This window comes from Virgibacillus sp. AGTR (assembly GCF_016919725.2).
Lineage (GTDB): Bacteria > Bacillota > Bacilli > Bacillales > Amphibacillaceae > Virgibacillus > Virgibacillus salarius.
The window spans coordinates 1-12,750 of sequence record NZ_JAJERH010000036.1 but is presented as its reverse complement, the minus strand read 5'-3'; the positions used below and the strand labels follow the sequence as shown (position 1 = coordinate 12,750).

Annotated in this window: 13 protein-coding genes and 1 other annotated feature; all 13 genes read right to left on the bottom strand. The window is 35.6% G+C overall.

Annotated features, from left to right (window positions below; genetic code table 11):
• Positions 1-67 precede the first annotated feature (67 nt).
• The 13 genes from JUJ52_RS13600 to yqfC all read right to left on the bottom strand — a co-directional run bounded on the left by JUJ52_RS13600 (position 68) and on the right by yqfC (position 12,545).
• On the bottom strand, positions 68-871 hold the full coding sequence (locus tag JUJ52_RS13600; RefSeq protein ID WP_026681173.1) for a pyruvate, water dikinase regulatory protein: 804 nt from the start codon (positions 869-871) through the stop codon (positions 68-70).
• 26 nt (positions 872-897) lie between these two features.
• Complete coding sequence (ccpN, locus tag JUJ52_RS13595; protein ID WP_026681174.1) at positions 898-1,527, bottom strand: transcriptional regulator CcpN; 630 nt, start codon at positions 1,525-1,527, stop codon at positions 898-900.
• Positions 1,528-1,622: 95 nt separating this feature from the next.
• Positions 1,623-3,695, bottom strand: a complete 2,073-nt coding sequence (gene glyS, locus JUJ52_RS13590) for a glycine--tRNA ligase subunit beta (RefSeq protein ID WP_121605270.1) — start codon at positions 3,693-3,695, stop codon at positions 1,623-1,625.
• Positions 3,696-4,574: a glycine--tRNA ligase subunit alpha gene (glyQ, locus tag JUJ52_RS13585; protein ID WP_026681176.1), complete on the bottom strand. Its 879-nt coding sequence runs from the start codon at positions 4,572-4,574 to the stop codon at positions 3,696-3,698. It lies immediately after the preceding gene.
• A gap of 73 nt (positions 4,575-4,647) precedes the next feature.
• Positions 4,648-4,820, bottom strand: a binding site (T-box leader).
• A gap of 50 nt (positions 4,821-4,870) precedes the next feature.
• Positions 4,871-5,614 (bottom strand): DNA repair protein RecO, encoded by a 744-nt coding sequence (gene recO / locus JUJ52_RS13580; RefSeq protein WP_026681177.1) that lies wholly within the window; start codon positions 5,612-5,614, stop codon positions 4,871-4,873.
• Positions 5,615-5,681: 67 nt separating this feature from the next.
• Positions 5,682-5,828 (bottom strand): YqzL family protein, encoded by a 147-nt coding sequence (locus JUJ52_RS13575; RefSeq protein WP_080668672.1) that lies wholly within the window; start codon positions 5,826-5,828, stop codon positions 5,682-5,684.
• A 94-nt stretch (positions 5,829-5,922) separates the two neighbouring features.
• Positions 5,923-6,825: a GTPase Era gene (gene era / locus JUJ52_RS13570; protein WP_026681178.1), complete on the bottom strand. Its 903-nt coding sequence runs from the start codon at positions 6,823-6,825 to the stop codon at positions 5,923-5,925.
• Positions 6,826-7,037: 212 nt separating this feature from the next.
• On the bottom strand, positions 7,038-7,397 hold the full coding sequence (locus JUJ52_RS13565) for a diacylglycerol kinase family protein (protein WP_226983520.1): 360 nt from the start codon (positions 7,395-7,397) through the stop codon (positions 7,038-7,040).
• Entirely contained in the window at positions 7,387-7,851 is a 465-nt protein-coding gene (gene ybeY, locus JUJ52_RS13560; protein ID WP_026681180.1) for an rRNA maturation RNase YbeY, read from the bottom strand. The genes JUJ52_RS13565 and ybeY overlap by 11 nt, the downstream gene beginning before the upstream one ends.
• Positions 7,852-9,993: an HD family phosphohydrolase gene (locus tag JUJ52_RS13555; protein ID WP_308036041.1), complete on the bottom strand. Its 2,142-nt coding sequence runs from the start codon at positions 9,991-9,993 to the stop codon at positions 7,852-7,854.
• Between the two features lie 73 nt (positions 9,994-10,066).
• Entirely contained in the window at positions 10,067-11,026 is a 960-nt protein-coding gene (locus JUJ52_RS13550) for a PhoH family protein (protein WP_026681182.1), read from the bottom strand.
• A 2-nt stretch (positions 11,027-11,028) separates the two neighbouring features.
• Positions 11,029-12,249 (bottom strand): sporulation protein YqfD, encoded by a 1,221-nt coding sequence (gene yqfD / locus JUJ52_RS13545; RefSeq protein WP_121605271.1) that lies wholly within the window; start codon positions 12,247-12,249, stop codon positions 11,029-11,031.
• Positions 12,250-12,260: 11 nt separating this feature from the next.
• Positions 12,261-12,545, bottom strand: coding sequence for a sporulation protein YqfC (gene yqfC / locus JUJ52_RS13540; protein WP_026681184.1), 285 nt, complete (start codon positions 12,543-12,545; stop codon positions 12,261-12,263).
• Positions 12,546-12,750: the final 205 nt, after the last annotated feature.

The window sequence follows — 12,750 nt, the reverse complement described above, 5'->3', positions numbered from 1 at the left end:
TAACCGTGAAAAAACATTCTACATATTCATATAGAATGTTTTTCTATTCGATTAGATTGGCCACTTACTAGTTTTGAATAATCTGCATGATACTATTAGCCGTTTCTTCTACGGCCTTGTTAGAAACATCAATTACATTACATCCAATCTTATTAACCACTTTATCAAAATAGTCTAATTCTTTATAAATCCGTTCCATATTTGCGTAAGTAGCTTGATCGCCAAGGCCTAATGCCTTTAATCTTTCTTTCCGGATTTCATTAAGTTTCTCAGGACTAATACGCAAACCAATACACTTAGCAGGATCGACATCAAACAACTCTTCAGGCGGATCCACCTCAGGAACAATGGGAACATTAGCCACTTTCAAGCGTTTGTGGGCTAGAAATTGAGAAAGTGGCGTTTTCGATGTCCGAGAAACACCGATTAGTATGATATCTGCACGTGATATTCCCCTGGTGTCACGACCATCATCATATTTCACAGCAAATTCAATGGCTTCTACACGTTTAAAGTAGTCTTCATCTAATTTATGGACTAATCCAGCTTCAAACCGGGGTGTTCGTTCAAATACTCTTTCCATTGCTTTTAACATCGGTCCCATAATATCGATTGCTTCTAAATTTAGTTGCTTTGATCGTTCATTTACATAGTTTCTTAGAATTGGATCGACAAGGGTGAAGCCAATTAGCCCATTATTTTCTTTAGCAATTTGAAGTACTTCATCAATTGTATCCTTATCTTCCACATATGGAATCCGTTGTATCTTATAATCCCCATTATTAAACTGACTTAAACCTGCTTTAATAACTAACTCAGCTGTTTCACCAACCGAATCAGATAGAACATAGACAATAGGCTGCATGCTCATTCATCTACTCCTTCCCACAAACGTAGCTAAATATGTTCATCTGTAATTAATTCTACGAAAGCCTTCGTAATAGTCGTCTTTGTTATTCTTCCTACCACCTCTAAACCGGAAGCCGTATCTTTTACAACCGGAATACCATCTATTTGCTTATTAATCAAATTTTGGGCTACATCTAAAAGTAAATCTTCTTTTCTGCACACCGTAATGTTTGGCATTCTTGTCATAATTATATGAACCGGTACGGCGTTTAAATCCTGTTTGCCAATACTTGCACGTAATAAATCTTTTCGCGATAATACTCCCGTTAAGCAAGCTTTATCATCAACTACAAAGAGTGTTCCAACATCCTCTAGAAACATAGTAGATATGGCATCGTATACCGATACACTTTCTTTCACAACAATCGGAACATGTTGATACTCATATACTTTAAATTTTTTAATTTGTTCCGTAAGTAGTTCACTTCCGGTCTTTCCTGTGAAAAAGTACCCAACACGAGGACGCGCATCAAGAAATCCTGCCATGGTCAAAATGGCCAAGTCTGGGCGTAGCGTTGCTCTAGTTAAATTTAATCGTTCAGCTATATTTTCACCCGTTATTGGACCATTCTCCTTGACAATTTCAATAATTTCTTCCTGCCTACTCGATAATTCCATCCCTTCACCACCTAAAAACCATGTGACTTATACTATTTCTTCATATTATAGACTAAAAATAGAGAAAAGAGAATTGTCTCGCACGCGTTTATGGATTAAAAGCTTTGTTTCCATTCTACTTTAGTTAAGTCCGCATATTTCTGTATAAGTGAAGCGATACTTGCTAATAGTGCTAAGCGATTATTACGAATCCTTTCATTATCATCCATTACCATATTATGATCAAAGAAATTGTGAATTGGTTCTGCTAGTTGACCTAATAACAATAAATCCCGTTCTGCATCACGTTCTGATTGTTGGTAAGACTGCTCTATCGAGCAAAATTCTTTATACAATGCCTTTTCCGATTCCGTATCAAATAAATTTGTATCTATATGATTAGAATTAGCTTTTTGAGCTAAGTTTAATACGCGTACAAGTGCTTCTTGAATCGTCTTAAACGAAGCGTCTAACCTTTTATTTGATAAGTTATGTGCCTTTGCTAATGCATACGTATACACACCTATTTCTTTGTGAAGTATCGCTTGAATTATATCTTGTTCAATAGATTCTTCTTTAAATAAATATGCTGCTCGATTCGTCAAGAAATCATGAAGGTTACTAAATGCTTTATCCTTATCCAATATTTGTATGTGTGATTGTTCCATCACTTCCAGTGCAAGATTTATTAATGTTTCCATAGGAATATTCCACTTATTAGCTTCTATAATACGTAAAATGCCCGTTGCTTGACGACGTAAGCCATATGGATCCTGTGAACCAGAAGGAATTAGTCCAACACCAATACAACCAGCCACCGTATCTAATTTATCGGCAATGCTAATAATCGAACCCTCTATAGTATTCGGTAATTCACCATTTGCCTGCTTAGGTAAGTAGTGTTCACGCACCGCTTGTGCTACAGTCCTAGTTTCACCAAAATATTGAGCGTACTTTTCACCAATTACCCCTTGTAATTCTGTAAACTCATTTACCATATTTGTTGAAAGGTCAAATTTACAGATCGATGCAGCTCGCAGAATATTTTCCTTTTCTTCTATGTGCAGTAGATCTGAAATATGGTTTGCTATTACGACAACACGTTTCACTTTGTCTGTAATTGTTCCTAGTTTTTCCTGAAAGACAACTCGATTTAATTTTTCATTATAAAAATCTATAGAATGCTTTAAATCCTCATTATAGAAGAACTCGGCATCGGACAAACGAGCACGTAGTACCTTCTCATTTCCTTTTATTACGGTATTTAATGCATCGTCATTTCCATTTCTAATCCCGACAAAGTAAGGAAGTAGCTCACCTGTATTTGATTTTACTGGAAAATAACGCTGATGCTCTTTCATGGAAGTAATTAATACTTCTTCTGGGAGTTTCAAAAATTGTTTTTCATAAGCGCCCAGAAAAGCTTGTGGGTATTCAACTAAATTACGCACCTCATCAAGTAATTGTTTATCCACCGGTATTTGAATACTATGACTTTTCTCTAACGTATGAATCCCCTCTAAAATTAAATCTTCACGCCGTTTTGGATTAACAATTACAAATTGATCCAATAACGTATCCTCATAGTTCAAAGGATTATTCAAATCAATTTTATCACCAAGAAACCGATGCCCGTAAGTTGTTTTACCACTTTTCACACCAGCAACCTCAAAAGGGATCACCGTGCCGCCAAGTAAAGCCACAAGCCAACGAATGGGACGCGCATATCTCATAGATTGTGTACCCCAACGCATGTTTTTCCCGAATGTAATGGATTCAACAATTTTGTGAAATTCAGGTAATAGTGTAATGGTTTGCTTACCTTCAATATGCTTTTCTACAAAAATATAGTTTGTACCGTTAATTTCTTTACTATAAATGTCGTCTACAGTTTTCCCCTGACCTTTTGTAAAGCCAATTGCAGCTTTTGACCAATTACCGTCTGCAGCTTTTGCAATCTTTTCAGCTGGTCCTTTTACTTCCTCTTCTATTGTTGTTTGCTCTTCCGCTATGCCTTTAATTAGTACAGCAAGACGTCTAGGAGTAGAATAGGAAACAACACTTTCAAATGTAATGCGTAATTCTTGTAGCCAGGATTCGGTTTTTTCTTTAAGCTGTAACTCTGCATCGTCAACAAACCGAGCCGGAAGTTCCTCCACACCTATTTCGAATAAAGCATTTTTTGCCATTTACTGTTCCTCCTTTTTCAGCATAGGAAAACCAAGTCTTTCTCTTTCTTCTACATATGCTTTTGCAATATTTCTAGCTAGATTACGGATTCTACCTATATAGCCAGTTCGCTCTGTTACAGAGATAACACCTTTTGCATCCAATAAATTAAATGTATGCGAGCATTTTAATACATAATCATATGCTGGAAAAACTAAGCCTTTTTCCATTGTCTCCTTTGCTTCCTTTTCATACTTAGTAAATAGATCAAATAACATTTCCGTATTAGATGCCTCAAAAGTATATTTAGAATGCTCATATTCTGGTTGATAAAAGATATCCCTTACAGTAACACCAGATGTCCATTCTAAATCGAACACATTTTCTTCATCTTGAATATAGGATGCTAACCGCTCTATACCATAGGTAAGCTCAACAGCCACTGGGTTTGCTTCTAAACCACCGATCTGTTGAAAATAAGTGAATTGAGTAATTTCCATGCCATCTAACCAAACTTCCCAACCCAATCCAGCTGCTCCAAGTGTTGGATTCTCCCAATTATCCTCCACGAAACGAATATCATGTTCTAGAGGATTAATTCCTAGTTTCTTTAAAGATTCAAGATATAGCTCTTGAACATTGTTTGGAGAAGGCTTCATGATTACTTGAAATTGATGATGCTGATAAAGTCGATTTGGGTTATCCCCATAACGACCGTCCGCAGGTCTTCTTGACGGTTCTACATAAGCAACATTCCATGGTTCAGGACCGAGACTACGCAGCAGTGTCATTGGCGACATGGTACCTGCACCTTTTTCAACATCATAAGCTTGCATAATAATACAGTTTTGTTCAGACCAATGCTTTTGTAATGTTAATATCATTTCCTGAATATTCATCTTCACATATCCTCCATCTTGATATTAGTTAAGTAAAAGACAAAATCCCCGTCCCTATGTCTTTTTTATTAGACATAGGGACGGGGATAGGCCGCGGTTCCACCCTATTTGCTCATCACGAAAATGAGCCACTTTATTATAATCGCTCAGAAGCGCCCTTCCAATTTGCTTTATGATCCAGCTTTCACTATTCTGGATTCGCTTTACATAAATACAAAAAGTACTCCTCTTCATCACAGCAATACTTATTATAATTTATGTACAAATAATACGCTACATTACTGGTTCATGTCAACTTATTTTAATAAATCAATCTGCTTCAAAAATTTCTTTGATTTGATATAATACCCTCCATAATAATCATAATATGCATCTAATAGTTGGCGCAATAATTGTTGATTTTCCTTTTTTACAGAAATATTTCCAACTCGCTGTAAATTAACCGTTGCGAATATACGTAATAGCTTTGCTAACAATTCCGATAATTGAATTGCCTCGCGGTCCATACTTCTACAATGGTGACATAATATCCCGCCCTCCGCAATCGAAAATACAAAAGGTGGTGTGTTACCACCACAATTACTGCAACGATCTAATGTAGGCGCAAAACCACCTTTACCGTAAAGCTTTAATTCATACATCATTGTTGGTATATTTACATCATCATTCTTTTCTATCCATTTCATTGTCTCAAAAAGCTGTTCAAAGATAAATGTATCAGGATCCTTGTCGTCTGATAATTTGTCTGTTAATTCCACAATATACGCAGCATATGCTGTTTTTATAATATCCTCACGTATCGATCGAAAAGAGTGTATGATTTCTCCTTGTTGAATCGTGCTCAACCCAGTTTGAATATAAACAAAAAACTCCGCATAAATGAATGGCTGCGTAACTGCAGCCATTCTACTTTTGGTTTTCTTTGCACCTCTCGCAATTGCAGAAAACTTCCCTATCTTTTTACTATATATCGTAACTATTTTATGTGTTTCCCCATAATCCTGTGTTTTTAAAACAAGTCCTTTTATTTTTTCCAACACGTAGCTTCACCTTTCTTACCTAACAAAGGGAATAGCTTGACCCTACGATTTTCTTCATAAAATTACTTTATAAATTGGTATCTAATGGAGTAACCGTTTGTTCATCATGCTGAGCTCGATCATCTGGATACTGTTCATTTTCCATCTCTTTCATTAATAAATAGGTTTCAATGTTTCCCGTTTGACTGAATACTTTCCACGTAAATTCGATCACAAGAAACCCCACCTTTCTTTAATGTTTGAAAATGTAACTTATTAATTAGAATGACCACTAAACTCAAAACAATTAGTATAAAAATTTACCATGTTTAATATTCATCACTTCGAAAACCGTATTCATGAAGCTGACTTTGTTTGTTTCGCCAATCTTTTTTAACCTTTACCCACAGCTCTAAATACACCTTAGATCCTAATAACGCTTCTATATCTTGTCGAGCCGATTTTCCGATATTTTTTAACATATTCCCTTGCTTGCCAATTAATATACCCTTTTGTGTCTTTCTTTCAGTCACAATTGTAGCCTGTATAAATATGGAGTCAGAATCTCTTTTCTCTATATTTTCTAACATAACGGCGATGGAATGTGGAACCTCTTCTCTGGTCAATTGTAATACTTTCTCTCTAATTAATTCGCCAATGATAAACCGTTCAGGATGATCTGTAACTTGATCTTCTGGATAATACTGTGGACCTTCAGGTAAATGCTCTTTCAATACGTTTAGCATATGATCAACATTGTTTCCTTGCAATGCTGAGATCGGAATAATTTCAGAAAAATCAAGCTTCTCCTTATATTGATCAATTAAAGGAAACAGGTCATCTGGATGAACAAGATCAATCTTATTTATGATCAAATATACTGGCCTTTTTATTTTCTGTAAACGATCTAGGATGTATTGATCACCTTTTCCATAGCCTTCACTCGCATTAATCATAAATAAGACAGCATCCACTTCATTTAACGTATTCTCTGCCGTTTGAACCATAAAATCTCCTAATCGATGTTTTGGTTTATGAATACCTGGTGTATCAATAAATATCATTTGTGCGTCTTGTTGTGTTAAAACTCCTTGGATCTTGTTTCTAGTAGTTTGTGGTTTATCACTCATAATGGCGATTTTTTGGCCTATTACCCTATTCATAAATGTGGATTTCCCTACATTTGGTCTACCAATAATTGCTATAAATCCAGATTTAAATTTATTCTCCATGCTGTTGCCTCCGCGACGTATTCAATATGTTTTATTCATATCATACTACAAATTGGCTCTAGTTTCATGTAATCGACAAAAGCTTTAAAAACTTTTGGTTGTTCTATATAATCCTGCATATCTCCAGACAAAATTTTTACCTTAACAGAAACGGAAGTCTGGATGAGCTATGAGAATGGAAACAAATAAAAAAAAGAGAGCCACGCGACTCTCTAAAATAATCCTAATTTTGGTGCAAAAATAATCAATCCTATTCCTGCAGCTGTAATAGCAGAAATAAGAACGGCACCAGCAGCCATATCCTTTATTTGCTTAGCAATTGGATGGATATCGGGTTTCAGATAATCCATCATACTTTCCATTGCACTATTTATCAATTCAGCAGTTAACACCAAGCCTATAGCTAAAAGTATGAACATCCATTCGAACGAAGAAAGCCGACAAATAAAGCCTGCTACTATAACAAGAGATGCAGAAACGAGATGCAGTCGAAAATTGCGTTCATGCTTAATAACATGCATTATTCCGTTCCAGGCATAAGAGAAGCCTATCGATTTCTTATTATCTTTCAATTCCAAACTCACCTAGTATGAGATCTTGTTTGGCAAACATGTTTTTTTCATCCTGTTTAGTCATATGATCATAGCCTAACAGGTGAAGAAAGCCATGAACGGACAAGAAGCCTAATTCTCTTTCAAGGGAATGGTTATACTCATCAGCTTGCTCTCTTGCTTTGTCGATCGAAATAACAATATCACCAAGTAATAACGGAAGGTCCTCATCGATAATATCTATTTCGCCTTCTCCAGCCTCCTGCATGGCAAAAGATATTACATCTGTTGGTACATTTTTTTGCCGGTAATTACGATTTATTTCTTGAATTTCTTTATTACTTACAAAATTAATGGAAAGCTCCGCTTCTTGACTAACGCCTTCTTTTTTAGCTGCGTAGGTAATTAACCGCTGTATCATATCAATATAATCACTTGGAACAGAATTTGTCTGATCATGAAAATCAATATACATCTATTTTTCCTCCTTTACCGGATATTGAATACGAGAGTGAAAAATTCCTTTCAAGGTATTGCACGTTATACGTTGGATTGTATGAAGTTCCTTTAACGTAAGTGGACATTCATCAAGCTGACCATCTGTCATTTTATTATTTATTATAGACGCTACTATTTCTTCTATTTTTTCTTCTGTTGGCTCTTTTAATGAGCGAACTGCTGCTTCTACTGAATCACAAATACTAATAATTGCAGCTTCTTTTGTCTGTGGTTTTGGACCTGGATAACGAAACTGCTCTTCTGTTACCTGCTTCCCTGCATCTTTTGCTTTATAATAAAAGTATGTTAACAGGGATGTACCGTGATGTTGTTTCGCTATATCTATAATCTCCTTTGGTAAACGATGTTGTTTTAACATCTGTGCACCATCGTATGGATGACTAATGATGATCTCCGCGCTCTCCTCCGGTGCGATAACATCATGAGGATTTTTTATTGCCAATTGATTTTCAATAAAATAATGCGGGCGTACTGTCTTCCCAAGATCATGATAATATGCTCCAACTCTAGCTAGTAACCCATTAGCGCCAATTGCCTCGCACGCTGTTTCACTTAGATTAGCAACCATGATGGAATGATGATATGTTCCCGGTGCTTCCGTTAAAAGCTTCTTCAAAAGCGGATGATTGGGACTTGAAAGCTGTAATAGCTTTATGTCTGATAATATTCCCAATGATGTCTCAAAAAATGGTAATAAGCCCATCGTAAGAACTGCCGATAAAAAGGCAGATGCCGCAGCAAAAGACGATTGAATAAATATATCTGTTAAGACATATTTTTCAAATGATAGAAATATAAATAGTACTACAATCATTATATTTACAATACCCATCCCAATACCAGCTTTTAATATAGCTAGACGATCCTTGACATTCATAAGAAAAAAAACTGCTGCTAATTGAGATAGAAAGAAATATATACCAGCCTCTACATTTAAGGATCCAGGTATTTGGCTATTAAAAATAACACTACCTAATATCGCATACAATCCACTAAAAACAATGGCAGTACGTTCATGAATCAATTGTTTGAGTAGTAATGAACCTGTTGCAATTGGCATTACATAAAACAGCTGGTTCACTTGCGTCGTAAACATGCTAACAATTTTCATTAAAGCGATGACGATTACACTTATTAATAGTATCGAGATGATTTTACCTCGATCTAAACGATAGTTTTTCGCAACCCAATTCATTTCATGTACGACAATCGTACAAAGTAACAAAATTAATAACGCCAATCCAATGCCAGGGAATAAATTCCTCTCTTTATCAAGCACACCAACAAGTTTTAACTTCTCATATATTTCATTTGTTATAATTTGTTCCTCTCGAACAATAATTTCCCCTGCCCTAATAACTACTGGCTCTACGCTACTTGCCGCTTCCTTTCTAGCAGTAGATGTTTTATCTACATCAAAGAATGAGTTCTCAACAACAGCGAACTCACTTAATTTTGTTAAAACGTCTTTAAGATCCGCGTCTAACTCCGTATACTTTATATTCTGTTTTATGGATGTGATCGCGCTTTGCGTATTCTCCGTCCGAACTCCGTTATTCATTACCTTTGTTAATGACTCAACAAATAACTTTCTTCCCTTATTACGTTCTTCCTTAGGAATTTCTACTAATTGAGAAAGCGAATTATCACTTACTCGCTCTGTAATTTCAGGAGATAATATCTGTTTCAAGCGTTGAACTTTCTCCTGATTCGACAGTGGCTGCTTATGACTATCATCTTTACTATCTTCCTTTTTTGATTCTTCCTCAATCTTAGAAATTGCATCAAATATCTCATTTGTATAAGCAATGCGCTCTTTCGTAATTTCTTGATTAATATTATATCTATCTTCTACCGCTTGAACAGTCTCTCTTGTTTTACGTTCTGTCTCTTGTTCATTTTCAATAGTTACGGGTGAACGAATTGTTTCTTTAGCTCTACTAAATCTTTCAATATCATATGTTTCTGTATGTACGTTTTTAATCGTTAACGCAAAAATAAATAAACCTAATAAAATAGCTGCTATTATAATCATGAACCATTTATTGTATCGTTTAATTAACCAGTTATCATCGAACTTAAAACGATTCTTAAACAAGTGCTTTCCCCCCCCTTTAACTAGGAAAATACAGAAATAAGACCCAGTAAAGGGGTCTTACCTATCCAATCATTCACTTATCTTTTTCGTACGCATTGATAATTCGCTGAACTAATGGGTGTCTTACTACATCTGTCTGTTCTAAATATACAAACCCTATTCCTTTTACACCATTTAGCAGCTTACTAGCTGTAAATAATCCAGATTGAACACCTTTGGGCAAGTCAATTTGTGTAATATCTCCAGTGATTACCATTTTTGAACCAAATCCTAAGCGGGTTAAAAACATTTTCATTTGTTCAGGCGTCGTATTTTGAGCCTCGTCTAAAATAACAAAAGCATCATCCAATGTTCTTCCCCTCATATAGGCTAATGGAGCTATTTCAATAGTCTCGCGCTCAATCAGTCTAATTGTATGCTCAGCCCCCAATACATCATGCAAGGCATCATATAAAGGTCTTAAATATGGATCTACCTTCTCTTTTAAATCACCTGGTAAGAAGCCTAAGCTCTCTCCTGCTTCAACAGCAGGTCTAGTAAGAATAATCTTTTTCACCAATCCATTTTTTAAAGCATGAACTGCCATAACTACTGCTAAATAGGTTTTTCCTGTCCCTGCTGGCCCAATGCCGAAAACAAGATCATTTGCTTTAATGGCTGAAATGTAACTTCTCTGTCCCAAAGTTTTCACGCGAATAGCCTTGCCCTTCGCATTTTTAGTAATCTCATCTTCAAAGAGCGTTTCGAATTGGTTCAACTTCCCTTTTTGTGCTAGATCTACAGCATAGACTACATCTCTTTCGGCTATTTTTAAGCCTTTACGTATAACCGATAACATGGTTAATAAAATGTCTTGAGCAAGGGAAACAGATTGTTGATCTCCAGAAACAAGAACCTGCTCTCCCCTTGTTACGATAGAAATATTAAGAAGTTCCTCCAACTGAATAAGAAATTTATCGTTAGTGCCAAATAATCCTAAAGCTTCATTTGGACTTGTTAGTTGTAAATCAATTTCTGTAAGGTTTTCTGGCATACTTAATCTCCTTGACGTAAAGGTTGTGTTTCGACAATATTCTCTTCTACACTCATATATAAGTTTAGTTTAACTTTACCACGCTCTACAGATTCATGCAAAACTTTTTCTGACAGTATTTGTGCCTCTGGTCCCAACTGTAATCTTAACTCTTCTTTAGCTTGTTTAATCCCTGTTTTAATGGCTTGGTTTTTCGTCCTTTCCTCTTTTTTATACGTTTTTTCGCTGATTAAAGTTTCAATCATTTTAACAGGTAACTCCCATTTTAAAAAACGAATCGGATTTTCTGTTATTTCACGTTGATCATACGTGTATTCAGGTGTTTTAAAACCCCAGATTGGTAATTGAAAGTTGCCAAAACCTAAATAAAACTTCTTTTCTTTATTTCCAGTAAGCTGCTCTGAACTTGCGTTTAATGGAACTGTCACTTTTACTTCATACCAAGTAGTTGCTGTGATTTCTCCATCAGCTGCGACATAATCGACCTTTTTCTCTTCCTTCTTTGCATCATCCTCTTCTGTACTTTTGTCACTCATCTTCCCAGAAACAAGAATATCCCCCGGATGGACATAGTCATTCACCTGCACTTTTGGTACACCACTTGACACATACATTTTCTTTATAATTCCTTTTTTCGAAGCAACTAGATTTCGAGGACCTGGGTTTTCTTCTTCTTTCACTACTACTTTTTCGACACCTTCTAAGAAAAAGGTTGTCCCTTTTTGGTTTATACCTACCCATAATAACTCAGGTACGTCATCTAATAATTGTTGTTGTATTTCTTTTGGCGAATCCAATGAAAATATCCACGTACCAGCATGTATTCCATATTGTTCTAATTGCTTACTGATCTTTTCCTCAATATCTTTTGGAACACCAGTTATCTTAACCTCCCAGAGAATATTGGAGAGAAATAGAATAAGTAACACACTACATATAAATCCTAGTAATAATTCTTTTTTACGTAAGAAACGTCGAATGAAGAATGGGTAACCTTTTCTATTCGTAAATCTAATTTTATAAACTGTTCTGCTTCTTAATTGTTTTACTTGTTTAATATCGCTTAACTTTATATTGCCCTCACATACATCACTTTCAGTCTTTCTTACATTCCAGACACGTATTCCAGAACTTGTACATTGTTGAAAGAAAAGTTCAGGCCTTTTACCAATAACTGAGATGGTAACATAACCAGTTACTACGGATTCTTGTATATGCTTCATGTCCTCCTCCTTTAATGATCTGAAATGAATTTAATATCTCGAATAGTTCCTTCTAGCAATATTTCCTCGGGTAGCATCATTTTTAGTACGAATGATGATCCCGTAATTTGAATATATCCTTTGTTTGCCTTTAATTTAAGTTCCGTATCAGAATATGTTGCCAATCCTTTATGGTTCTCAATGTATACATGTAGTTGACCAATAACTGTAATCCTAGGTAGTTCAAGTACTACATCTGAAGGAAGTGCAAAATATTTTGTTAACCACGGTAGGATACCTTGATGCCATTTCTTCACAATGCAGCCCCCTCTCTCATACATATTTATGAAAATAATCATTAGTTAAGAACAACTACATCATAAAATCCTCCGTTTATATCAGGTTGTCATGATAAAAGATCGCAACACACTAGAAAAACTGAGCAAAATTCGCTCAGTCCGTATCACTAAATGCTCAGATTTACGCTTCCTCTAGTAGCTATTATGGAATAATAGCTACTGC